The 22,518-nt window shown below is 62.4% G+C and carries 21 protein-coding genes; 7 read left to right on the top strand and 14 right to left on the bottom strand.

Annotated elements, in window-relative coordinates; genetic code table 11:
• Window positions 1-15: 15 nt before the first annotated feature.
• Both GO014_RS11735 and GO014_RS11730 read right to left on the bottom strand, forming a co-directional pair.
• Window positions 16-1,362, bottom strand: coding sequence for a sigma-54-dependent transcriptional regulator (locus tag GO014_RS11735; RefSeq protein ID WP_157290500.1), 1,347 nt, complete (start codon window positions 1,360-1,362; stop codon window positions 16-18).
• Complete coding sequence (locus tag GO014_RS11730) at window positions 1,359-3,200, bottom strand: sensor histidine kinase (RefSeq protein ID WP_157290499.1); 1,842 nt, start codon at window positions 3,198-3,200, stop codon at window positions 1,359-1,361. The genes GO014_RS11735 and GO014_RS11730 overlap by 4 nt, the downstream gene beginning before the upstream one ends.
• 214 nt (window positions 3,201-3,414) lie before the next feature.
• Here GO014_RS11730 and GO014_RS11725 point away from each other — a divergent pair, with 214 nt between their 5' ends.
• The 3 genes from GO014_RS11725 to GO014_RS11715 all read left to right on the top strand — a co-directional run bounded on the left by GO014_RS11725 (window position 3,415) and on the right by GO014_RS11715 (window position 6,437).
• Window positions 3,415-4,398: a tripartite tricarboxylate transporter substrate-binding protein gene (locus tag GO014_RS11725; protein WP_116589164.1), complete on the top strand. Its 984-nt coding sequence runs from the start codon at window positions 3,415-3,417 to the stop codon at window positions 4,396-4,398.
• 61 nt (window positions 4,399-4,459) lie between these two features.
• The gene (locus GO014_RS11720) at window positions 4,460-4,921 is read left to right on the top strand and encodes a tripartite tricarboxylate transporter TctB family protein (protein ID WP_116588839.1); all 462 of its coding nucleotides are present in this window, start codon (window positions 4,460-4,462) and stop codon (window positions 4,919-4,921) included.
• Window positions 4,922-4,931: 10 nt separating this feature from the next.
• Window positions 4,932-6,437, top strand: a complete 1,506-nt coding sequence (locus GO014_RS11715; protein WP_165836818.1) for a tripartite tricarboxylate transporter permease — start codon at window positions 4,932-4,934, stop codon at window positions 6,435-6,437.
• Between the two features lie 41 nt (window positions 6,438-6,478).
• On the opposite strand, the gene GO014_RS11710 is transcribed toward GO014_RS11715, so the two are convergent.
• From GO014_RS11710 to fgd, 11 genes are all read right to left on the bottom strand, one after another.
• Entirely contained in the window at window positions 6,479-7,762 is a 1,284-nt protein-coding gene (locus tag GO014_RS11710) for an amidohydrolase family protein (protein WP_157290498.1), read from the bottom strand.
• Between the two features lie 14 nt (window positions 7,763-7,776).
• Window positions 7,777-8,724 carry an ABC transporter permease gene (locus GO014_RS11705; protein WP_157290497.1) on the bottom strand — a complete coding sequence of 316 codons (948 nt, stop codon included), beginning with the start codon at window positions 8,722-8,724 and terminating at the stop codon, window positions 7,777-7,779.
• 3 nt (window positions 8,725-8,727) lie between these two features.
• Window positions 8,728-9,798: an ABC transporter permease gene (locus tag GO014_RS11700; RefSeq protein WP_157290496.1), complete on the bottom strand. Its 1,071-nt coding sequence runs from the start codon at window positions 9,796-9,798 to the stop codon at window positions 8,728-8,730.
• The gene (locus GO014_RS11695) at window positions 9,795-11,342 is read right to left on the bottom strand and encodes an ABC transporter ATP-binding protein (RefSeq protein WP_157290495.1); all 1,548 of its coding nucleotides are present in this window, start codon (window positions 11,340-11,342) and stop codon (window positions 9,795-9,797) included. Before GO014_RS11695 ends, GO014_RS11700 begins: the two co-directional genes overlap by 4 nt.
• A 145-nt stretch (window positions 11,343-11,487) precedes the next feature.
• A complete protein-coding gene (locus tag GO014_RS11690) occupies window positions 11,488-12,474 on the bottom strand; it encodes a BMP family protein (RefSeq protein ID WP_157290494.1) in 987 nt (328 codons plus the stop codon).
• 182 nt (window positions 12,475-12,656) lie between these two features.
• Window positions 12,657-13,658: a TIGR03842 family LLM class F420-dependent oxidoreductase gene (locus tag GO014_RS11685; protein ID WP_157290493.1), complete on the bottom strand. Its 1,002-nt coding sequence runs from the start codon at window positions 13,656-13,658 to the stop codon at window positions 12,657-12,659.
• A 75-nt stretch (window positions 13,659-13,733) separates the two neighbouring features.
• Window positions 13,734-14,537, bottom strand: a complete 804-nt coding sequence (locus GO014_RS11680; protein WP_157290492.1) for an ABC transporter ATP-binding protein — start codon at window positions 14,535-14,537, stop codon at window positions 13,734-13,736.
• The gene (locus tag GO014_RS11675) at window positions 14,534-15,544 is read right to left on the bottom strand and encodes a putative F420-0 ABC transporter permease subunit (RefSeq protein WP_157290491.1); all 1,011 of its coding nucleotides are present in this window, start codon (window positions 15,542-15,544) and stop codon (window positions 14,534-14,536) included. The genes GO014_RS11680 and GO014_RS11675 overlap by 4 nt, the downstream gene beginning before the upstream one ends.
• Complete coding sequence (locus GO014_RS11670) at window positions 15,541-16,479, bottom strand: putative F420-0 ABC transporter substrate-binding protein (protein WP_157290490.1); 939 nt, start codon at window positions 16,477-16,479, stop codon at window positions 15,541-15,543. The genes GO014_RS11675 and GO014_RS11670 overlap by 4 nt, the downstream gene beginning before the upstream one ends.
• Before the next feature lie 2 nt (window positions 16,480-16,481).
• Complete coding sequence (cofE, locus tag GO014_RS11665; protein ID WP_157290489.1) at window positions 16,482-17,294, bottom strand: coenzyme F420-0:L-glutamate ligase; 813 nt, start codon at window positions 17,292-17,294, stop codon at window positions 16,482-16,484.
• Window positions 17,291-18,292: a glucose-6-phosphate dehydrogenase (coenzyme-F420) gene (gene fgd / locus GO014_RS11660; protein WP_157290488.1), complete on the bottom strand. Its 1,002-nt coding sequence runs from the start codon at window positions 18,290-18,292 to the stop codon at window positions 17,291-17,293. Before fgd ends, cofE begins: the two co-directional genes overlap by 4 nt.
• Window positions 18,293-18,456: 164 nt before the next feature.
• On the opposite strand from fgd, the gene GO014_RS11655 reads away from it, so the two are divergent.
• From GO014_RS11655 to GO014_RS11640, 4 genes are all read left to right on the top strand, one after another.
• Window positions 18,457-19,407 (top strand): nucleoside hydrolase, encoded by a 951-nt coding sequence (locus tag GO014_RS11655; protein ID WP_157290487.1) that lies wholly within the window; start codon window positions 18,457-18,459, stop codon window positions 19,405-19,407.
• A gap of 92 nt (window positions 19,408-19,499) precedes the next feature.
• Window positions 19,500-19,934 carry a hypothetical protein gene (locus GO014_RS11650; protein WP_157290486.1) on the top strand — a complete coding sequence of 145 codons (435 nt, stop codon included), beginning with the start codon at window positions 19,500-19,502 and terminating at the stop codon, window positions 19,932-19,934.
• An 86-nt stretch (window positions 19,935-20,020) separates the two neighbouring features.
• Window positions 20,021-20,992 (top strand): acetylxylan esterase, encoded by a 972-nt coding sequence (locus GO014_RS11645; protein ID WP_157290485.1) that lies wholly within the window; start codon window positions 20,021-20,023, stop codon window positions 20,990-20,992.
• Between the two features lie 99 nt (window positions 20,993-21,091).
• Window positions 21,092-21,583, top strand: coding sequence for a YciE/YciF ferroxidase family protein (locus tag GO014_RS11640; protein WP_116588855.1), 492 nt, complete (start codon window positions 21,092-21,094; stop codon window positions 21,581-21,583).
• Between the two features lie 342 nt (window positions 21,584-21,925).
• Here GO014_RS11640 and efp read toward each other — a convergent pair whose 3' ends face one another.
• Window positions 21,926-22,495 carry an elongation factor P gene (efp, locus tag GO014_RS11635; RefSeq protein WP_157290484.1) on the bottom strand — a complete coding sequence of 190 codons (570 nt, stop codon included), beginning with the start codon at window positions 22,493-22,495 and terminating at the stop codon, window positions 21,926-21,928.
• Window positions 22,496-22,518: the final 23 nt, after the last annotated feature.

The raw sequence follows: 22,518 nt of genomic DNA, 5'->3' as shown, positions 1-22,518 counted from the left end.
ATTGACGGCACGGCGTCAACGCCGGACGCCGAGACGGTTCATCTTTTCGCTCAGGGTCCGGCGCGGCACCTGCAAGGCGTCGGCGGCTGCGGCGATGGCGTTGTCGTGGCGGTCGAGCTCGGCCTCGATCAAATGCCGTTCATAGGCGGCCACGCGCTCGGCGAGGCTGATCCCAGCGCTGGCAGGCGCCTTGTGGCCCAATATGTCGCCGATCGAGCGGCCTGTGGCGCCCAGTCCAAGCGCAAAGCGATCGGCGGCGGCCTTGAGTTCGCGGACATTGCCGGGCCAGGCATGGGCCAGCAAGGCGTTGATGTCGGCCGGGTGCAGGGCAGGAGCGTGGCGGCCGAAGCGGCGAGAGGCTTCGGCCAGAAAATGGTGGAAGAGTATGACGCTATCGTCGCCCCGGTCCCGCAGCGGCGGCAGGTCGAGGGTCGCCATGTTGAGGCGATAATAGAGATCGGCGCGGAAGCGGCCAGCCTGGCTTTCTGCGTTCAGGTCAACTTTGGAGGCGGCGATGATGCGCAGGTCGAGGGGGATCTGCTTGTTCGAGCCGAGGCGCTCGACCACGCGCTCCTGAATCACGCGGAGTACCTTGGCCTGGGCGAGCAGGGGCATGGATTCGATCTCGTCGAGCAACAACGTGCCGCCGTGGGCATATTCAAACTTGCCGATGCGCTGGCCCGAGGCGCCGGTGAAAGAGCCTGATTCATGGCCGAACAGCTCGCTTTCGATCAGCTCGGCCGGGATGGCGGCACAATTGACGGCAACGAACGGGCCCTTGGCGCGGGGGGAGAAGTCATGCAGGCAGCGGGCGACGACTTCCTTGCCGGTGCCGGTTTCGCCCAGAAGGATGATGTCGGCCGGGATCGGGGCGAGGTCGAGAACCGCGTGGCGCAGCGCCTGCATGGCTGGTGAAGCCCCGACCAGGCGAGTGGCCAACTCGTTTTCGCCACCATCGAGCCGGCGGCGCAGGTCGGCGAGCTCGCGCTTGAGACGAGCCTGTTCGGCCGCGCGGGTGATGGAATTGACCAGTTGGTCGGGCACATAGGGTTTTTGCAGGAAATCAAACGCACCGGCGCGCATTGCCTCGACGGCCATGGGCACGTCACCATGGCCGGTTATGAGGATGATTTCGGTGGGCAGGCCGCGCTCGGCAATCGAGCGCAGCAGGTCGAGACCCGAAAGGCCCGGCATGCGCACGTCGGTCAGTACCACATGGGGACGAATATCATCGATGCAGGCGAGGGCCTCGTCTGCATCTGCCGCGGTAGCGGTCGCGAAGCCGGACAGGCGCAACCATTGTTCAAGCGCGGTGCGCATCATTTCTTCGTCGTCGACGATCAGAACGATTGGTGCATTCATGCGGAAGCTCGTGCGGCGGCACTGGCCGCCAGGGAAAGGGAGATGGTGAAGGTGCTGCCTTGGCCGGGCCTGGATTGCACATCGATGGTGCCTCCGCTGTCGCGGACCAGGCCAAAGGAAATGGCCAATCCCAGGCCTAGGCCTTTGCCGGTCGGCTTGGTGGTGAAGAATGGATCGAACAGGTTCGATATCTCCTCTGGCGCTATGCCGGTGCCGGTGTCGGCGATAGCGATCTCGACCGCGCCGCAGCGTTGGGCGACGCCGATGGACAGGATGCGCATGGGCGTCTGCTGCATGGCGTCGGCGGCATTGGCGATCAGGTTGATCAGGACCTGTTCGAGATGCACGGGATTGGCCGTGACCGCGATGGCAGGACGCGGGCGGCGATACTCGATATCGACACCGACCTGGCGCAGACGGTGATCGGTGAGTTCTAGTGCATTGGCGATGGCCGTGCCGATATCGGCCTGCATCGGCTCGCGAGTCTGCTTGCGGGCGAAAGTCTTGAGATGGCCGGTCAAGGTAGCAAGGCGCTCGACCACCTTGTCCATGGCCGCCAGCACCGGGCCAATTTCACTGCCGCCGCGCCGCTGGTCCAGCAGGCGGGCGCTGGCAAGATGGGTGGTGAGGGCCGCTACCGGCTGGCTGACTTCATGAGCCACACCGGCCAGCGCCTGACCGAGGCTGGCGAGTTTTGCGGCTTGCACCAGATGCTCGCGGGCATCGTGTTCGGCTTTCTCAGCGCGGACGCGTTCGGCAATTTCGGCGCGTAGCTGCTCATTGGTGGTGTGCAGGTCTTCGGTGCGCTCGGCCACACGCATTTCGAGCTGGTTGTGATCGGCCAGGCGCTGGGCAACCAAGCGCCGTCGTTGTTCGAGCAGCACGATGATGAGCAGGATCGCCGCGCAGCCCAGGGCGGCGGCCGTCGCCATGGTGACGGCGCTGCCATAAAGAGGGGTGAGCGGCGAAAAGGAAAGAATCCGCCAAGCATGCTTGGGCAGGCGCAGCTCCTCCAGGACGAAATAGCCCGAGGTTTCCGGGTCGCTGCCCGAGAGCAGGGCAAATTCGGCCCCGCGCGACTGCCAGCGATCAATAATAATGCCGCGATTTTCAACACCGTTCTCGCCATAGCGCTGCTGGCCGATGATAGCGGCGAACTGGGTCAGCGGTATGGTCTGAAGCGGGCGATAGCGCCAATCTGGCCGGGTGGAGAGGATGACAACATCATTGAGGTCGACGATGCCGATCAGTTCGCCCGAGCGCCACCAATTGGCTTCGATCTCGCCCAGATTGATCTTGATGACCGCAACCCCAAGCGGACCGTCCGGACCCTCGACGCGCTGGGATAGAAACAGGCCCGGTACCCTTGTGGACATGCCGAAGGCGTAGAATTCAGCGCGGCCGCGCGCCATGGCGTCTGCAAAATAAGGGCGGAAGGAGTAATTCGTGCCAACCAGGCTGGTCAGGGTCCACCAATTGCTGGCAGCGACGACTGCGCCGGAATTGTCCATGAGAAAGATTTCGCTGGCACCGGCGGTTTCATTGATCTGGCTGAGAAAGCCATTGGCCGCTTCGACTGCACCGTTATCGCTGGCGCTTTCCAGCACCATGCGGGTTTCCCGGGCCTGAGAAATGGCGACGGGGAGATAGTGGAAGCGTTCGATAATGGCTTCGAGCGTGCGGTCGAACAGGGCAAGACGCCGCTGCGCCTGCTCCTCGGCGTCGCGCACGGCGGCGTTCAGGGTCAACTCGAACGCGACCCAGAAGACCATCAGGACAATAGCCAGTCCCGCCGCGACCAGGGCGAGTTGGCGTCCTCCGATCCAATTGCGCGTCAATGCGGCGATAGCCTGTCCTCCTCATTTCATCGACTTTGGCAAGAAGTTGCCAGTCGAGGTGGGACTTCTCGGCAATTTCTTGCCGAAAGTGTTACCACGCTCGGCAACAATTGCATATCTGCCTTGCAAGTTTCGCGTGGCACGGCGTTTGCAAGGGGTGTCAGGCCTGGGGGAGGACTTTCCGGGCCAATTCAATTGGGAGGATATCCAGAACATGAAGACCCTCGTGAAGATGATTGCTGCCGGTCTGGTCGCCGGTTCTGCCCTGAGCGCTGCCGCCGTTGTGGCGCAGGACTATCCAAAGCAGCCGGTGACCATCGTCGTGCCGTTCTCGGCCGGTGGCCCGACCGACACCGTCACGCGCCTGGTCGCCGCCGCCATGAGCGAGGATCTGGGCCAGCAGGTGGTGGTGCAGAATGTGGGTGGCGCCGGCGGAACGCTGGGTGCCGGTCAGGTGGCGGCGGCCGCCAATGACGGCTACACACTGCTTCTGCATCATATCGGCATGTCGACTGCCCCGGCGCTCTACGCCAGCCTGCCCTACGATCCGATGACCGATTTTGCCCCCATCGGGCTGGTCACAGAAGTGCCCATGACCATGGTGGCGCGCAAGGACTTCGAGCCGGCAACGCTCGAAGACCTGATCGCCTACGTCAAGGAAAATGGAGAGAACGTCACCTATGCCAATGCCGGTATTGGTGCGGCGAGCCAGCTCTGCGGCATGCTGTTTCAGGATGCGCTGGAGACCAAGCTGACAGAAGTGCCCTATCAGGGTACCGGCCCGGCCATGACCGATCTGCTTGGCGGCCAGATCGACATGATGTGCGACCAGACCACCAATACCACCAGTCAGATCCAGGCCGGTGAGATCAAGGCCTATGCCGTAACCACGTCGGAGCGTATTGCCGTTCTGCCCGACGTGCCGACCATGGCCGAGGGTGGCGTCGATAACTTCAACCTCTCGATCTGGCATGGCCTTTATGCACCGGCCGGCACAGACCAGGCCATCATCGACCGCCTGACCCAGGCTCTGCAGGCCGCTTTGGCCGATGAGACGGTGGGCAACAGCTTTGCCGAGCTGGGCACCTATCCCGTGCCGGCCAGCGAGGCCACGCCCGATGCGCTTGCCGAAAAGCTCGAAGGCCAGACGGCCCTCTGGGCTGAGGTGATCGCTGCTGCCGGCGTTGCCGCGCAGTAAGTCCGAACTGGAGCTCCCGGCCCATTCGGGTCGGGAGCTTCTCAACTGGGGAGGGGGACGCATGGCACTCAACGCGTCGCGAAACGATCTGGCATCGGGGGCGATCTTCATCGCATTTGGCGCCTATTTTGCGCTGGAAGCCCTGCGCTATGATTTCGGAACGCCATTTCGCATGGGCCCCGGCTTCATGCCGGTGGTGCTTGGGGGCATGCTGATTGCGCTGGGCATAGCGGTGGCCGCCAAGGGGCTGGGCAAGCCCGATAAAGAGGCGGCGCCGCCCTGGCCGTTGCGCGGCATCGTGCTTGTGCTGGGCACAATCCTGTTTTTCGCGGCGACCATTCGCGGGCTCGGGTTCATTCCGGTGGTGCTGATAGCCGCCTTTGCCACCGCCCTGTCTTCGAGCCGGAACACCTGGCTTTCAGCGCTGGTCATCTCGGTCGGCTTGTGCGTTCTGTGCCTGCTCGTCTTTGTGGTGGGGCTGGGCATGATCGTGCCGCTGATCGGCCCCTGGCTGCGGTTCTAGGAGCGATATGATGGACCTTTTTGCGTCGCTCGGGCTCGGCTTTTCGGTCGCCCTCGATCCCATCAACATTCTCTACTGTTTCATCGGCGTGCTGCTGGGCACATTGGTAGGTGTGCTGCCGGGCATCGGGCCGACGGCCACCATTGCCATGCTGTTGCCGATCACGTTTTCGCTGAACCCGGAAACCGCACTGATCATGCTGGCGGGCATCTATTACGGCGCCCAATATGGTGGGTCGACCACCGCCATTCTGATCAACTTGCCCGGTGAAAGCTCGGCGGCGGTGACCGCGATCGACGGCTACCAGATGGCCCGCAAGGGCCGTGCCGGTCCGGCGCTGGCGGCGGCGGCACTCGGCTCATTCTTTGCCGGGTCGGCGGCGACTTTCCTCCTCGCGGCCTTTGCGCCGCCGCTGGCGCGGGCCGCGCTCAATTTCGGGGCGCCGGAATATTTTTCGCTGATCGTCCTGGGCCTGCTGGTTTCCATTGCGCTGGCGCATGGCTCGATCATCAAGGCGCTGGGCATGATCGTCCTGGGGCTGCTGCTGGGCATGGTGGGGCAGGATATCTATACCGGCACGCCACGGTTCACCTTTGGCCTGCGCGAATTGTTCGGTGGGCTCAATTTCGTCGCCGTGGCGGTGGGCGTGTTCGGGGTCGCCGAAATCCTGCGCAATCTCGAAAACGAACATGAGCGCGAAGTCGGCGTCAAAGCGGTCAAGAACCTCTGGCTGACGCGCGACGATCTCAAGCGCATCGTCATGCCGGTGCTGCGCGGGACCGGTATCGGTTCGTTGCTGGGCGTGCTGCCTGGTGGCGGGCACATCCTTTCGTCCTTCGCCTCATACTCGGCGGAGAAGCGGCTGTCGAAACACCCTGAAGAGTTCGGCAAAGGCGCTATCGAAGGCGTGGCCGGGCCGGAATCGGCGAACAATGCCGCTGCGCAGACCTCGTTCATTCCGTTGATGACACTGGGCATCCCTGCACACCCAGTCATGGCGTTGATGATCGGAGCCTTTATCCTGCAAGGCATTACGCCGGGACCCAACGTCATCAATGAACAGCCGGCGCTGTTCTGGGGCATCATCGCCTCAATGTGGATCGGCAATCTGCTGCTGGTCGTGCTGAACCTTCCACTGGTTGGGCTGTGGGTGAAGATGCTTTCGATCCCCTATCGGGTGCTGTTCCCGGCCATCGTGTTGTTCGCCTGTATCGGGACCTTCTCGATCAACCAGAACATCTACGACATCTATGCCATCGCCTTCTTCGGCATCGTGGGTTATCTGCTGATCCGCTTCGGCTGCGAGCCGGCGCCGCTCTTGCTGGGCTTCGTGCTGGGGCCACTGCTGGAAGAGCATTTGCGGCGCGCCATGATCATTTCGCGCGGCGATCCATCGATATTTATCACGCGGCCGATCTCGGCAACTCTGCTGGTGCTGGCTCTGGCAGCCGTGCTGGTGGCTGTGCTGCCTTCGATCCGCAAGAAACGGGCCGAAGTGTTCGTCGAAGAGGACTGAGATTCCGACCCTCCCCTTCGCAGGGGAGGGCCTTGTCTGCTTCAGCGAGGGCCGACGCGTGAGGCATCAACGGAATTGGGGCGGCCGCGCAGTGACAGCGCGCTTTGGCGGCGCGGTGCGGATGCAATCACCTTGCCCGATTTAATGACGGCCAGGCGAGCGGCCTTGAGCCGGATGGCTTCGATGGGGTCGGCCGCCTGGAGCAGAACCATGTCGGCCTTGTTGCCGATCTCGATGCCATAGCCATCAAGATGCATGATTTCGGCCGGGCCGTTGGTCACCAGGTCAAAGCAGGTGCGCATGGCGTCGCGGCTGGTCATCTGCGCCACATGCAAGCCCATCGAGGCGACTTCAAGCATGTCGCCCTGACCCAGCGAATACCAGGGGTCCATGACACAGTCATGGCCGAAGGCGCAGGTGATTCCGTAGGTCAGCATTTCGGGAATGCGCGTCATGCCGCGCCGCTTGGGGTAAGTGTCGTGGCGGCCTTGAATACCGATATTGATCAGCGGGTTGGCGGTGGCGCTGACGCCAGCTTCCGCCATCAGCGGGAGAAGTTTGGAAACATAGTAATTGTCCATGGAGTGCATGGAGGTGAGGTGCGAGCCATTCACGCGTCCGGACAGCCCCAGGCGCTGGGTCTCGTACGTCAGCGTTTCAATATGGCGGGACAGCGGGTCGTCGGTCTCGTCGCAATGCAGGTCCACCAGAAGGCCACGATCGGCAGCGATTTCGCAGAGCGCTTTCACGCTGGCCGCGCCATCGGCCATGGTGCGTTCGAAGTGTGGAATGCCCCCGACCACGTCGACACCCATGTCGAGCGCGCGATTGAGCAGGTCCACCGCGCCGGGAGAACGGAAATAGCCATCCTGCGGGAAGGCGACGAGCTGCAGGTCGATATAGGGCGCGACCTGTCTCTTGACCTCGAGCAAGGCTTCGACGCCGAGCAGGCGCGCGTCGCAGATGTCGACATGGGTTCGGATGGCGAGCAGGCCCTGGCTGACCGCCAGGTCGCAATAGTCCAGCGCGCGCTGGATGACGGCCTCCTGGGTGAGGAGAGGCTTCAGCTCGCCCCAGATCTGGATGCCCTCGAGCAAGAGGCCGCTTTCATTGTGGCGCGGCAGGCCGAGCGAGAGCGTGGCATCCATATGGAAGTGACAGTCGACAAAGGGCGGGCTCACCAATTGCCCGGCGGCGTCGATTGTTTCGCTGGAATCACCGGCCAGATTGGGCTCAAGCGCGGCGATGCGGCCGTCCTGGATGCCGATATCGATGCCGGTGCGGCCGTCGGGCAGGGTAGCGTTGGTGAGCTTGAGGTCGAACATAGATGGTCCCGCAGTTAGTGGCGCTGCCCTTTGGTCCAGGGCTGAAGCAGGGCCCTTGGATAGTCGGCTTTGCGCGCGACCAGTACCAGAGCCAGGATGGAAAGCAGATAGGGCATCATCAGGAAGACCTGACCGGGCACGACCTGTCCGATCTCGGCCTGCAATCTGATCTGGAACGCGTCAAAGGCGCCAAAAAGCAGGGCGCCAAGCAGCGCCTTGCCGGGCTGCCAGGAGGCAAAGACCACCAGTGCAATGCAGATCCAGCCGCGGCCATTGACCATGCCGAAGAAGAATGCATCAAAAGCCGACATGGTGAGGAAGGCGCCACCGAGCGCCATCAGGGCCGAACCTATTACCACCGCTCCGATCCTGAGCCCGCGGACCGACAGGCCCTGCGCTTCGACCGAGGCCGGGTTGTCGCCAACCGCACGGATGGCAAGGCCCAGCGGCGTGCGATAGAGCACGAATGCGACAATAGCGACCAGCACCAGGGCCAGCCAGGTTAACAGGGTCTGCTGGAACAGAGCCGGGCCGATAAAAGGCAGGTCGGACAGGCCGGGGACGGCGATCGGCTGGAATGGTGCAATGCGCGGCGGGGAGGACACGTCGGGTAGTGTGGTGCGGTAGGTGAAATAGCTTGCGCTGGTGGCAAGCAGGGTAATGCCGATGCCCGAGACATGCTGGGAAAGGCCCAGAATGACCGTGAGGAAGGCATGCAGCAGGCCGAACAGGGCGCCTGCAAGCGCTGCAATCAGCACGCCGCCCCAGAGGCCCGCACCGAGATAGACGGCGAGCCACCCTGCCATGGCCCCGGCGACGAAAATGCCCTCGATGCCCAGATTGAGCACGCCGGCGCGTTCGCAGATCAGCGCACCCAGCACGCCGAAAATCAGCGGGGTGGCGATGCGGATGGCTGCGGCCCAGAAGTTGGCGGACGCGAAGATATCGAGAAGGACATCCATGGCTCAGGCCTCCTGCCGGGATTGCCAGCGCAGGCGGAAGCGCAGGAAGAAGCCGCCAACCAACACACAGAGCAGAGACAATGCCACCACCAGGTCGGCGAGATAGTTGGAAATGCCGGTGGCGCGGCTCATCGAGTCCGCGCCCACGAACACGGCGGCAATGAATATGGCTGCCAGGACACTGCCGATGGGCGAGAGGCCAGCCAGCATAGCGACGACAATGCCGGAGTAGCCGAAACCGGGCGAGAGATCGGCTGAGAGATAGCCCTTCACCCCAGCGACTTCGCTAACGCCGGCCAGCCCTGCCAACCCGCCAGAAATCAGCGCGACCTTGAGCATTGTCGCATCTACCGGTATGCCGGCAAAGCGGGCCGCTGCCTTGTTCTCCCCCACCGCTTTGATCTCGAAGCCGAGCACGGTGCGCTTGACCATGAGCCAGAGGATAAGCGCGGCGACCAGGCCAACGATCAGGCCCCAATGCATGCGCAGGCGCGGGATCAACTTGTCGAACCTGGCTTCTGCGACGAGCGGGACCGATTGTGGCCAGCCCATGGCCAGCGGGTCCTTGAGCGGGCCTTCGATCAGCATCTGGATGAAGAGGATGACGACAAAGTTCAGCAGCAGGGTGATGACCACCTCGTCAGCGCCGAAGCGCTGCTTGAGCATGGCCGGGATCACCATCATCAGGCCGCCAGCAAGGAATCCGGCCAGCATGATGGCGGGGATGGCGAGCGGGGCCGGCAGCTGGAGAAATCCCGAGCCAACCATTACGGCTGCAAGGGCACCCATATAGAGCTGGCCTTCTGCGCCGATGTTCCATAGCCGGGCGCGAAAGGCGACGGCGGCGGCGAGGCCAGTGAGGATGAGCGGGGTAGCGCGATTAAGGGTTTCAGACAGGGCAAACATCGAACCAAAGGCGCCCTGCGCCATCAGCAGATAGGCCTCGAATGGGTTGGCGCCCGCTGCCATGACCGGAATGGCCACCAGCAGCAGGGCGGCCAGACCCGCCACTAGGGAGACAAGCAGGCGCAAGAACAAGGGGGCGTGTTCGCGGGGGTCGAGGCGGAGGCTCATTGGGCAAGGGGCTCCGTGGTGTGGGACTGGCCAGCCATCAACAGGCCTATGGTGGCGCGGTCCAGGGCGTCGGCGGGACCGGCCTCCACCACTTCTCCGGCATGGATCACCAGAAACCGATCGGCCAGTGCGAAAAGCTCGTCGAGATCTTCGGATATGACAAGCACTGCGGCGCCCCGGTCGCGGGCCGCAAGGATGCGGCGATGCACTTCGGCCTGGGCGCCGATATCGAGACCGCGCGTGGGCTGGTTGGCCAGAATGATGCGGGGTTCGCGTTCGAGCACACGGGCGAGAATGAGCTTTTGGACATTGCCGCCCGAGAGCAGTCGCGCCTCGGCGTCGGGGCCGGGACACCGCACATCATAGGCTGCAATGGCACTTTGCGCGCGGGTCTGCATGGCATTCCGGTTTAGAAAGCCAAAGCGTGACAGCTCGGGCGATCGCACATCCTCGATAGCGATATTTTCCGCCACGCTCATAGTGCCAACGACGCCATCATGTTGACGATCCTCAGGCATTCGGGCAAAGCCAGCCTCCACAAGGCGGCGTGGACTGGTTCTGGTCATGGGCTGACCATCAAGACGGAGTGTGCCGCTGTCGGGCACGGCGAGACCCGAGAGCAGCGCAGCTATGGTTGTCTGGCCATTGCCAGAAATGCCCGCGAGGGCAACGATTTCTCCAGCCCGAAGTTTGAAGCTGACATGACTGAGGGCGGTGCGGGTTGATGGCTTGCCCAGACAGACGTCGTCGAATTCGAGCAATGCCTTGCCAATACTGCCGGGCGTGCGCGTCACTTCGGCCACCGCCTTGCCGACCATGAGATCGGCAATAGCGCGGCGGTCGGCCTGGGCAGCGGTCAGCTCACCAGCCTTTTTGCCTCCGCGCAAAACCATTATGCGGTGCGAGACAGCCAGCACTTCGCCCAGCTTGTGCGAAATGAAAATGACCCCAAGGCCATTGGCCGCCAGCCGCCGCAGCACCACAAACAGCCCCTCGGCTTCCTGCGGTGTCAGGACGGCGGTGGGTTCGTCCAGAATGAGGACGCGGGCGTCGCGATAGAGTGCCTTGAGTATCTCGATGCGCTGCTTCTCGCCGACGGTGAGGTCGGCAACGCGGCGGTCAAGATCGACCTCCAGCCCGCTTTCGGCGATGATGGATTTGATCCTGGTGCGCGCCATGGCGCGCCGTCCCAGGGAGAGCAGAGGCTCCGTACCGAGGCGGATATTGTCGAGGCCGGAGAGGTTCTCGGCCAGGGTGAAATGCTGATGGACCATGCCAACGCCGGCAGCCAGGGCCGCGCCGGGAGACCCCGGAGGCAAGCTGTTCATGTCCCCGCCATTGCTCCTGACGCGGACAAGCCCCTCATCCTGCACATAATGGCCGAACAGGATGTTCATCAGTGTGGTCTTGCCGGCGCCGTTTTCGCCCAGAAGCGCGAGGATTTCGCTCTCGCGGAGGTCGAGGGAAATGGCGTCGTTGGCGACAAGGGCGCCGAAACGCTTGGTGATGTTATCCAGGGAGAGGAGGATTGCGGGGTCCGTCATGGGTTCTTGCTCCTTTGGGGAGACCCCCTCGTAACCTCCCCCTGAGAGGGGGAGGGACCACATCGCGTTGAATTTAGGGCTCGCGGAAACCACGAACCCGCTCCTCCCCCTGTCTTTTCAAGGGGAGGAGCGGGTTGAGGCTAGCTTACTGCGTCGAAGTCGGCTCACTGTCGTTGATTTCGACGGTGAAGGAGCCATCAAGAATAGAGGCTTCGACGGCCTTGGCCGCCTCGACGGCTGCGGCGCCGGCCAGTTCTTCATCGACTACCATGGACGAGCCGCCATATTCCATGAAGGCGTAGATGCCGTAATCCTTGGCCTCGAAGGAGCCGTTCTTCACGTCGGCAATGGCCTGGTCGATCATCGGCTCGCCATGCCAGAGGGCGGAGGCGAGGATGGTGCCGGGATAGTCGGCTGCCGTGTCGATGACATTGCCGATAGCGAAAATGCCGCGCTCCTTGGCGGCGTCGGAGACGCCAAAACGCTCGGCATAGAGGATGTCGGCACCCGCATCGACCATGGCGAAGGCGGTTTCCTTGGCCTTGGGCGGATCGTACCAGGAGTTGATGAAGCTGACCGAGAAGGTCACGTCCGGATTGACCGAGAGGGCGCCGGCCATGAAGGCGTGCATGAGGCGATTGACCTCGGGAATAGCATAGCCGCCCACCATGCCGATCTGGTCGGTTTCGGTCTTCATGCCGGCGATGATGCCGGTGAGATAGCTGGGCTCGTGGATAAAATTGTCGAAGGTGGCAAAATTCGGCTCTACTGGCGGCAGGGACGACCCCATTAGGAAGCTGATCTCGGGATAGTCTGCGGCGACGGTACGAGCGGGCTGCTCGACACCAAAAGCCTCGCCGACCATCAGGGCAATACCCTGTTCGGCATATTCGCGCATGACGCGCTCATAATCGGTATTGGTGATGTTTTCCGAATAGACATAGTCGATCTCGCCGCGATCCTCGGCGGCGACCAAGGCGTTGTGCAGGCGGCTGGCCCATTGCTGTTCGACCGGCACGGTCCAGATGGCTGCCACCTTGGGCACGTCCTGGGCCCAGGAGGCGCCGGTGAAGCTAAGCGCGGTGGTCAGCCCGAGTGCCGCGACCAGAGTGCGACGATTGAGATTTCCCATTTTCGTTCCCCGTTTTTGGTTTCTTGTTCATTTTCGCCTCCCTGTCGTCATTTAGACGTCACAGAGCGGTTTGTGGAAGTGGTCTTAGCATCCTTCCCCAAGTGTTCGCGCTTCCCAGCTCGCGACAAGGCGTTGATGCCAATACAAAAAAGGCGCACCATGCGGCGCGCCTTTTCCAAAGTTCAGCGGAAGGCCGGAATGACGTGCCTTCCATAATTGGCGATGATTTCCTCCTCATCGCCGCTGTCGAGATAGATGTTGAACTGGGTGACCCCCGCAGCCTCCAGTTCATGCAGCTTCTTGATGTGGTCCTCGGGTTCTCCGAGCACACAGAAGCTTTCCACCACATCGTCGGTGATGAAATCGAGATAGGGATTATCGGCCTGCCCGTGCTTGGAATAGTCGTAGCCACGGCGCTTTTCGATATAGCTGGTCAGGCTCGACGGCACCTTGTTGCTGTCCGCGCCGTATTTCTCGACAATGTCGGCGACATGATTGCCCACCATTGCCGGGAACCACTTCACATGCTCGATGGCGCGCTTTTTCTCGCCGAAATAAGCCGGGGCGGCGGCCATGGAGCGGAAGCCGGACATGTCCTTGCCAGCCGCCTTGCCCGCATCGATGCATTGGTCGGTGAACCATTTACACAAGCCCGGATCGGCGATCTGCAACACGACGCCTTCGGCGTGCTCTCCGGCCGTCTTGAGGGCCAGCGGGCCATAGGCGGCGATCCAGCTCGGCATTTCGTGGCCGACCGCCCAGGGGAATTTCACCGCCGCGGGGATCTCGCCATAGGACACTTCCTCGCCACGCACCATGGCCTTGGTCTTGTCGATGAATTCGGCCACGCGCTTGAGGGTGGCGGGCTTCTTGCCCATGACGCGCATCGAAGAATCGCCGCGCCCGACGGCGAGATCGAAGCGCCCGCCGGACTGCTTTGAAAGCGAGCCGAAAATGGAGGCAGCGACCGACCAGTCGCGGACATCGGGATTGGTAACCAGCGGACCGAAACGCATGTCGGTGGTGTGTTCCATGCACATGGCAATGGCGGCGTAGCAATCGCGCCAGAGAATATGGCTGTCATAGAACCAGCAATAGGAGAAGCCGGCATATTCGGCAGCGCGAACCAGATAGCGGGCGCGCTCATGCTCGATAAAGCCCTTGAAGGTGATACCGAATTCCATTGTGTCCCTCTGCGCTCCCTTTGATCTGGAAATTTGACCAGTCGATCAAATTTTTGAGTGCCTGAGGCACGATTGTCAATCGGGTATTTGCGCGTCGCCCTCGGCAATCGCCTCGTCGTAGACGATCAGGGGGCGGCCATTGGTAGTGTCGGACACCAGCCTGGCAGATACCCCATAGACCGAGCGCAGCAGTTCCGGGGTAAGGATTTCGGCTGGTGAACCCTGGGCGGCTACGCGGCCATTGGCCAGCACGACCAGGTGGTCGCAGAACCGGACCGCCAGGTTGAGGTCATGCAGGGCCACCAATATGGTCATGCCGGCCCCGGCCTTTTGCCGGAGCAGGGCCAGAAGCTGAAGCTGGGCGCGGATGTCTAGATGGCTGGTCGGCTCGTCGAGCAGTAGCAGGCGGGGCTGCTGGGCCAAAGCGCGGGCCACATGCACGCGCTGCTGTTCACCGCCTGAGAGGGTGGTAAACCGTCTTGAAGCAAAGCCCGTGGTGCCCGTGTCAGACAGGGCCTTGTCGATGATCGTGTCATCTTCCGGGCTGGGTTCCGATTGCCATGCGGCCTCGTATGGTATGCGGCCAAGAGCGACAACGTCGCGCACGCTCAGGCGCTCTTCGGTGGCAGCGGATTGCTCGACGAGAGCCAGCAGTCTTGCCCGGTCACGTCGGTTCAACCGTGGCAGATCGTAACCCTCAAAGGCGATGTGTCCATTGGCCGGAAGGAGGCCGAGCAGGGCAGAGAGCAGGGTCGACTTGCCGGCGCCATTGGGTCCGATCAATCCGGTAATGCGCCGGGGCGGTGCGGAAAAGCCGACATCGGACAGGATGGCTGTGCCAGATTTCTCGACCGATAGGGCGGTGACCGAGAGGCTCATGTGATCCTCCGGTAGCGCAGCAGGACAGCCAGGAAAACCGGCGCGCCGATCAGGGCGGTGATAATGCCGACGGGCAGTTCGCGCGGATCGAACAGGGTACGCGCGGCCGTGTCGGTCCAGAGCATGAAGATGGCGCCGGCCAGCAAGACGTGGGGTAGCAATTTGCGGTGCGCCGACCCGACGGCGAGGCGTACGGCATGGGGCACGACGAGGCCAACAAAGCCGATGGCTCCACCAATCGCCACCATGATGCCGGTCAGCAGAGCCGTTGCCCCCAGCAAGGTCCAGCGCAGGCGGGGCACATCGATTCCCAGGCTCGCTGCGGCCGTATCGCCGAAGGCGAAGGCGTCGAGCGCCCGCCCATTGGCCAGGATGATCGGGAGGCAGGCGGCCAGCGCCAGGCAGACCAGGCCAGCATCTGACCATGTCGAGCCAGAGAGTGAGCCCATCAACCAGCTCAGGATTTCGCGATAGCTGTCGCCTGTGGCGGACCAGAAAATGAGAAAAGAGGTGGCGGCCGAGGCCAGGGCGGCGATGCTGATGCCGGCGAGAATGGCCCGGCTGGGGGTGGCGCCCCCAAGCAGTTGGGCGATGAGCAGCGCCAGCGCCAGTGCGCCCAGACTTCCGAAGAAGGCGCCGAGCGGCATGAGGAGAGTGAGCCCCAGCAACAGGAACAAGACCGCGCCCAGTGCTGCACCGGAAGACAGGCCGAGGAGATAGGGATCGGCGAGCGGATTTCTGGTCAGCGCCTGCATTACGGCTCCGGACAGCGCCAGACCGGCCCCGACCCCAAGAGCGGTCAGCACGCGGGGCAGGCGCAATTCCCAGACAATCGCATCACGCAGCCGCGAAACCGGGCTTTCGGGAAAAATGCCAAGATGGTGCGCGATGGCCAACCACACCTCGCCCGGTGTGATGTCGGCCGGTCCAAAAGTCACCGCAGCAATAGCGCTGGCGATGAGCAGGACGGCAAGGGCCGGCAGGGAGAGACGATGCGTGATCGTCATTCCCCAAATGTCAGCTTGGCCAGTTGCGCGGCCATGTCTGCAGTCGCCGGGACGTTGCGGATGCCAGCCTCAGAGGCGGGAAACGGAATGACCAGGTAGCGCTGGTTGATGACCGCGTCGAGCTGGCTGGTGATCGGGTTTTCTGCCAGCAGTGTCTTTTTCTGCTCGGCTGAATTCCAGGCGGCGTCGACCAGAACGATGACGTCGGGATTGGCGTCGACGATGGCTTCCCAAGAGGCAGAGGTCCAGCCTTCGTCGATATCGGCATAGATGTTGGCGATGCCAAGGGCCTCCATGATCATGGCCGGCGCATTGCTGCCGGCGCCCACATAGGGGGTCTTGGTGCCGGAGGAATACCACAGTGCGGTCAGGCCGCGCGGGTCTGGTGTGACGGCATTGAGGACCGCCTGCTGTTCGGCGACGAGGCGAGCGGCCGCGTCGCCTGCGTCGAAGATGGCGCCCAATTCGTCGATTTGGTCAAAGAGGTGATCGAATGTCAGCTTGGCCGGTTTAACCGAACGACAGGCTGCCGGAGCGACATAAGTGGCGACGCCGAACGTTGCGAGTGTCGAGCGCTCACCGGCGCCGTCGGCGGCGAAATTGCTCTCCCAGCCGCCATAGATGAAGTCAGGTTCGGCCTCCAGGACGACTTCCTGGCTGGGCAGCTTGTCGGAGAGGACCGGCAGGCCCGCGCCGGCCAGTGCCAGATGCGGGGGCAAGGGGCCGTCCTGGAAGCCGACGCCGACAATGTGGTCGCCGAGGCCCAGGGAAAGCAGCATTTCGGTTGCCGTGGATTTGATGGTGACGACCCGTTCAGGTGCCTGGTTGATGGTGATCGTATAGCCGCAATTGTCCAGGGTCAGGGGATAGGCGGCAGCCTGTGCGGGGAGGGCCAGGAGGGTCAAGATGAACGAAAAACGGCCAAGGTGACGCATGGTCAGTCCTGCTTTTGCTTTTTGCGTGAGTTCATTTCCGCCATGGCCGCTTCATAGCCAAGACGATAGGCTTCGGCGGTGCCGAAACGGAACATGTCGTCATCGCCCGTGCGGCTCAAGGTGCGGGCGCCGGGCGCATCGGGGGGCGTTACGAAGCGGCCAAGCCCGCGCACCACGGCTACAGGGATGCCAGTGGTCTTACCCTTGACCAGATCGGCGGCCCCGGCGATTTCGTCGACAATGACGGCCTGGGTGACATGCAGGGGCCGGCCGTTGGCGTCGTTTTCGCCGCGCAGATCGTCGGTCAGTTGCACGCAAGCAGCACCAATGGCCATGTCGGTCTGGCCGATGCGCCAGGCGCGGCCAATGGTGTCGGTGACGATGATGCCGATTTCTACGCCGAGCCTCTCGCGCAAGCCCTTGCAGAGCGCGCGGGCGGAAGCGTCCGGATCGGCGGGGAGACGCAGGGCGGTACCCTCTGGCACATTGGACATGTCGATGCCGGCGGCGGCCATGACCAGGCCCTGGCGGGTCTCGACGATGCGGAAGGTGCCCCCTGGATGCACGCGTTCGGCCACCACGCGCACAGTATCGGCCGCGATGGCCTGCTCGCGCTCGGCGGCCGGTACCTGCATGCCCTCGGCCTTGGAGACGATTTTTGAGGTGACCACGAGGATGTCGCCCGATTGCAGAGCCAGATCCGGGTCGGTGGCGGACTGTGTCGTGATCGCCTCGGCAATCAGCGCAACGAGGTCATCATTGGGGGCGATCTCGGGGATGCCGGTGATGCCCCAGACGGAGAAGCGTGGAGTCATCCGATCAGCGTCCGCAGCCTTGGCAGAATCTCTTTTGCATAGAGCCCGAGGAAACGGCTCTGGTCGGTGCCGGGGGCGTGGAAAACCAGATGATCAAAGCCGTAATCGATATAGGTCTTGATCTGCGAGACATGCTCGTCAGGGTCGGAGGAGACGATCCAACGCTTGGCAACACGTTCTATGGGCAGGGCGTCGGCCAGGCGCTCCATTTCCTCTGAATCCTTGACCGAATGCTTTTCTTCGGCGGAGAGGGAAAGGGCGGCCCAGTTGCGCGTATCCTCAAGGGCCCGGGCGGCATCGGTGTCGAACGAGACCTTGACCTCGATCATCCGCTCGAACGGCTTGTCCTTGAGAGCGCTTTCGGCCCGACCGGTGGCCACATTGGGCAAAAGCTGGTCGACATAAAGTTCGGCGCCCTTGCCCGAGGTGCAGATGAAGCCGTCGCCAGCACGACCGGCATATTTGGCGTTGAGCGGGCCGCCCGCCGCAATATAGATCGGCACCGGCTCGGCCGGCTTGTCATAGATGGTGGCATTGACGGTCTTGTAGTATTCGCCCTCGAAGCTCACCCGGTCCTCGGACCAGAGCTGGCGGATCAGCCGAACCGCTTCGCGCAGCCGGGCCGAGCGCTCCTTGAGTTCGGGCCAGTCCATGCCGGTGGCGGGCACCTCGTTGAGTCCCTCGCCGGTGCCGACGCCGAGGATGACGCGACCAGGAAACATGGCGCCCATTGTGCCAAAGGCATGGGCGACCACGCTGGGGTGCAGGCGAAAGGTCGGGGTGAGTACGGAGGTGCCCAGCGCGATCTTTTCAGTGCGGGCCAAGACGGCGGACATCCAGCCTGGCGCAAAGGGGGCGTGTCCGTCCGTGTGCTTCCAGGGCTGGAAATGGTCGGAGACGAAGACCGAATCGAAGCCGGCCTGCTCGGCTTCAACGGCGAAGCGAAGAAGGTCATTGGGTCCGAACTGTTCGGCCGAAGCCTTGTACCCGAAACGCATGGTGGTCCCTCTCGCTTGCGACAATCGATTTTTGATCGTTTGGTCAAAAACTATCGATAGTCAAGCCGCTTCATGCTAGGGCACCGGCGATACATTAGAACAACAAGGGATATTGCCTATCCCGAATTCCGGTTCAAACGGCCGGCACGAAAGCGAACGAGACGATGAAAGTCATTTTTGATACCGATCCCGGCATCGATGATGCCATGGCACTGCTTTACCTGAGCAAGCTGCCGGAAATTGACCTACTAGGCATTACCACGGTGGTTGGCAACGCCGACCTGGCCACGACCACTCGCAATGCGCTGTTTCTCAGAGAACGTTTCGGGCTGTCCGCGCCGGTGGTGCGGGGGGCAGGCAAGACGCTGGATGGCGTGGAGAAGGCCGAACCGGTCATCGTTCACGGCGTCAACGGGCTTGGCGAAATCGAGATTCCGGCCGTGGACGAAAGCGGGTTGGTGCCCGGCGACGCCAGCCAGTTCATCATCGATACACTCAAGGCTCATCCGGGCGAAGTTACGATCATTGCGGTCGGGCGCATGACCAATCTGGCCCTGGCGCTGCGCGCCGAGCCAGAGGTGGCCAAGCTGGCCAAGCAGGTGATCATCATGGGCGGCGCGTTCGGCTATCAGGGCCGCAGCGGCAATATCACCCCTGCGGCGGAAGCCAATATCCATGGCGATCCGGTGGCCGCAGACGAGATTTTCGCGGCGGACTGGCCGGTCGTGGTGGTGGGGCTGGATGTGACCCACGACATCATTCTGGACACTACCTATCTTGAGACCTTGTCGCGCGAAGTGGGCGAGAATGGCGCCCTGCTGGCTCAGATGTGCGAGCATTATGCCCGCTTCTACAAGGAAATGATGGGGCTTTCAGGCGTGGTCGGGCACGACCTCCTGGCCGTGACCTATGCGCTGCGTCCGGAATGGTTCGAAACGCGCCGGGGGCCGGTAATCGTGGTGCGCGACGGGGTGGCGGTTGGCCAGACGATTCAGATGCCCGAATCCCGCAAGGGTGGGCATCCTGATTGGGCAAATCGGCCAGCCCAGACCATCTGCACGGGCGTCGATGCGGGAAAAGTTCTTGAGCACTATCGCGAGACGGTCGGGCGGTAGTCTCTGTCATCGATAACACTGGGACAGTGGGCAAAAAGCCCATTGTCACTGGAAGAAAATCGCCTAGTGTTTTCCCCAATGGGGGAACGACGGTGGCGGATAGAGACCGTTCAATTGGCTTCGCCGAAGGCGTTCAGCGCGGCTTTGCGCTGGATGATGCCGTCCCATTCCGGCAGTTCATGCTGGAAATCTACGACTATCGCTGCGCCGTGACCGGCCAGGCCTATGCCTCCGACGAAGCCGATCAACATCTTGAGGTCTTCCTTTTCCAGCCGCTCGGCCATGGCGGGCAAATGGCGCCGGGCAATGCCGTTGTGGTGGACCCCGTTGTGGCCGGCCTGCTGGGCAAGGGGCATTTGCTGATCAGCGATGACTATCGTGCTTATACCTCGCACCCTGAAATCGTCTCCGAGCCGGTGGAGCCAAGCGACGCGCATGGCCGCAACATGGTGCTGCCGGGCAATGTCTCGCTCTGGCCGCAGCGGGACATGGTCGGCTATCACCGCAGCCTGTTCCGCGCACAATAAGGTCTGCGTATCGGCCTCTGCGGGCTGGATAATTCGATGCGCAGAAGGCAGATTGCCAGGGTTATCGTCAGCCCTATGGAAACAATATGCCCTTTCCCGACCTCGTCCATCCGGCCCTTGATCTTTATGAAAGCGCAGTGGATCTGCCCGACGATTTCGCAGCGTTCTGGGATGCGACCCTGGCGCAAGCGCGGCAGGCTGGCGGGGCTGTGGAGGTCGAGCCGGCGCAGACCACGCTCAAGCTGGTCGAGGTATTCGACGTGACCTTTCCTGGTTTTGGCGGGCATCCGGTCAAGGGGTGGCTGGTTTTGCCCAAGGACCGGCAGGGCCGGCTTCCGCTGATCGCACAATATGTCGGTTATGGCGGGGGACGGGGCTTTCCCCATGAATTGCTGCATTGGGCGGCTTCGGGATTTGCCTATTTCCGCATGGACACGCGCGGGCAGGGTTCGGGCTGGAGCACCGGCGCCACGCCGGACCCGGTCGGGTCGACCAGCCAGATTCCGGGGGTGATGACCAAGGGAATCCTCAATCGGGAAGACTACTATTATCGGCGGCTGTTTACCGATGGCGTGCGCGCCATCGACGCGCTGGTCGGCCAGCACTTCGTCGATCCAGACCGCATTGCGGTCTGCGGCGGCTCACAGGGTGGCGGTATTGCGCTGGCGGTGGCCGGGATCGACGCCAGGGTGAAGGCGGTAATGCCCGATGTTCCCTTTCTCTGTGATTTTCCGCGCGCAGTACGCGTGGCTGGGCGCGACCCCTATGGCGAAATCGTGCGGTTTCTGGCGCAGCACCGGGACAAGAAGGACAAGGTGTTCGAGACGCTGCGCTATTTCGACGGCGTCAATTTCGCCCGGCAAAGCCAGGCAGCGGCGCTGTTCTCGGTGGCGCTGATGGATGACATCTGCCCGCCATCGACCGTCTATGGAGCGTTCAAGGCCTTTGCGGGCACCGACAAGACCATCATCGATTATGAGTTCAACAACCACGAGGGCGGCGGGCCGTTCCAGGATCGCCAGCAGATGGCGTGGTTGTGCGAGCGCTTCGGCGTCTAGCGCCTTTCAGATGTGATCGGGCAGCGCCGGAACTTCGGTTCAATGGCGCCGTTGCAGAGCCAGCGTCATCATTCCAATGCCAACTGGAGCTGAAGACAAATGGCTGAAAAGCAACTGGACGATCTGTTTTTCGATACGCTCAAGGACATCTATTTCGCCGAGCGGCACATTCTGAAAGCCTTGCCCAAGATGGCCAAGGCTGCCGTGTCACCCGACCTCAAGGCCGGGTTCGAACAGCACCAGGCCGAAACCGAGGTGCATGTCGAGCGGCTTGAGAAAGTGTTCGAACTGCTCGGCAAGAACCCGCGCGGCAAGACCTGTGATGCCATTCTCGGCATTATCGAGGAGGGCAAGGAGATCATGGACGAGTTCAAGGGCACCCAGGCGCTCGATGCCGGACTGGTCTCGGCGGCGCAGGCTGTTGAGCACTACGAGATCGCCCGCTATGGCACGCTGGCGACCTGGGCCAAGCAGCTTGGCCATACCGAGGCACTGGATCTGTTCCTTGAGACGCTCAAGGAAGAAGAAGCCACTGACGAGAAACTGACCAAGCTGGCCAAGAGTTCGGTGAATTTGAAGGCGGCGGCGTAGTCAGAGCGTCCGTACACAAGAAGACGGGCCCGAGAGGGCCCGTTTTTGTATTGTGCAGGTGGAGTGGTAGGCCCTTCGACCTGCCACTCGACCGCAAGTCTCGTGGCCAGCATCTATAATTGCTCCACCGGCGCAAATTTGCCCTTGGCACGGTGCGCAGTCTGCGGGCCTGATCGCCTAAAATCTCCCCACTGGGGGGGGTGCTGCCGAAGCGGTGGCTCGCCTTTCGAGCATAGCTCTCAAGGCCTGATGATCGGCCGCCCTTCTACCATAGGTCTCCGGGCCCGAAGTCCTCAAAACCCTCCACTGGAGGGTTTTGACGCCGCGCCGCGGCGCCGGACTTCAGTCCTTCGCGCGTTCGACGTAGGAATTGTCTTCGGTGAGGATGACGATGCGGGTGCCGGTGCCAATATGGGGCGGGACCATGACGCGCAGGCCGTTGTTGAGGACCGCAGGTTTGTAGGACGAAGAGGCAGTCTGGCCTTTCACCACCGGCTCGGTCTCGACGATCTCGAAGGTCAGGCGCTGGGGCAGTTCCATGGAAAGCGCGATGCCTTCATGGGTCATCAGGTGTACCTTCATGCCGTCGGTGAGATAGGCTTTCTGGTCGCCGATCACGTCGTCGGGGACGGTGATCTGCTCATAGGTCTGGGGCTCCATGAAGTGGTGGCCCTCGCCGTCGGAATAGAGATAGTCGTACTCGCGATCGTCAACGTCGGCCTTTTCGACCATTTCCACAGTGCGCCAGCGGCCAACGACCTTCACGCCATCAGTGATGCGGCGCATGTTGACGTTGGTGATCGAATTACCCTTGCCGGGGTGAACGTTTTCCGCCGTCAGCACGACATGCAGATTGCCGTCCTGCTCGACGACATTGCCTTTGCGTAGCGACGAGGCGATGACCTTGACCATATTTCTTCCTTGTTCGTATCGTT

Source organism: Devosia marina, assembly GCF_009758415.1.
GTDB lineage: Bacteria > Pseudomonadota > Alphaproteobacteria > Rhizobiales > Devosiaceae > Devosia > Devosia marina.
Note: the sequence above shows the minus strand (reverse complement) of the source record. Positions and strands in the feature narration are given on the sequence as shown.

Excerpts from the sequence above, each read along its gene's own strand:
- GO014_RS11735 (WP_157290500.1), bottom strand. The coding sequence starts at position 1,362 with ATGAATGCACCAATCGTTCTGATCGTCGACGACGAAGAAATGATGCGC.
- GO014_RS11725 (WP_116589164.1), top strand. The coding sequence starts at position 3,415 with ATGAAGACCCTCGTGAAGATGATTGCTGCCGGTCTGGTCGCCGGTTCT.
- GO014_RS11720 (WP_116588839.1), top strand. The coding sequence starts at position 4,460 with ATGGCACTCAACGCGTCGCGAAACGATCTGGCATCGGGGGCGATCTTC.
- GO014_RS11715 (WP_165836818.1), top strand. The coding sequence starts at position 4,932 with ATGGACCTTTTTGCGTCGCTCGGGCTCGGCTTTTCGGTCGCCCTCGAT.
- GO014_RS11710 (WP_157290498.1), bottom strand. The coding sequence starts at position 7,762 with ATGTTCGACCTCAAGCTCACCAACGCTACCCTGCCCGACGGCCGCACC.
- GO014_RS11705 (WP_157290497.1), bottom strand. The coding sequence starts at position 8,724 with ATGGATGTCCTTCTCGATATCTTCGCGTCCGCCAACTTCTGGGCCGCA.
- GO014_RS11700 (WP_157290496.1), bottom strand. The coding sequence starts at position 9,798 with ATGAGCCTCCGCCTCGACCCCCGCGAACACGCCCCCTTGTTCTTGCGC.
- GO014_RS11695 (WP_157290495.1), bottom strand. The coding sequence starts at position 11,342 with ATGACGGACCCCGCAATCCTCCTCTCCCTGGATAACATCACCAAGCGT.
- GO014_RS11690 (WP_157290494.1), bottom strand. The coding sequence starts at position 12,474 with ATGGGAAATCTCAATCGTCGCACTCTGGTCGCGGCACTCGGGCTGACC.
- GO014_RS11685 (WP_157290493.1), bottom strand. The coding sequence starts at position 13,658 with ATGGAATTCGGTATCACCTTCAAGGGCTTTATCGAGCATGAGCGCGCC.
- GO014_RS11680 (WP_157290492.1), bottom strand. The coding sequence starts at position 14,537 with ATGAGCCTCTCGGTCACCGCCCTATCGGTCGAGAAATCTGGCACAGCC.
- GO014_RS11675 (WP_157290491.1), bottom strand. The coding sequence starts at position 15,544 with ATGACGATCACGCATCGTCTCTCCCTGCCGGCCCTTGCCGTCCTGCTC.
- GO014_RS11670 (WP_157290490.1), bottom strand. The coding sequence starts at position 16,479 with ATGCGTCACCTTGGCCGTTTTTCGTTCATCTTGACCCTCCTGGCCCTC.
- cofE (WP_157290489.1), bottom strand. The coding sequence starts at position 17,294 with ATGACTCCACGCTTCTCCGTCTGGGGCATCACCGGCATCCCCGAGATC.
- fgd (WP_157290488.1), bottom strand. The coding sequence starts at position 18,292 with ATGCGTTTCGGGTACAAGGCTTCGGCCGAACAGTTCGGACCCAATGAC.
- GO014_RS11655 (WP_157290487.1), top strand. The coding sequence starts at position 18,457 with ATGAAAGTCATTTTTGATACCGATCCCGGCATCGATGATGCCATGGCA.
- GO014_RS11645 (WP_157290485.1), top strand. The coding sequence starts at position 20,021 with ATGCCCTTTCCCGACCTCGTCCATCCGGCCCTTGATCTTTATGAAAGC.
- GO014_RS11640 (WP_116588855.1), top strand. The coding sequence starts at position 21,092 with ATGGCTGAAAAGCAACTGGACGATCTGTTTTTCGATACGCTCAAGGAC.
- efp (WP_157290484.1), bottom strand. The coding sequence starts at position 22,495 with ATGGTCAAGGTCATCGCCTCGTCGCTACGCAAAGGCAATGTCGTCGAG.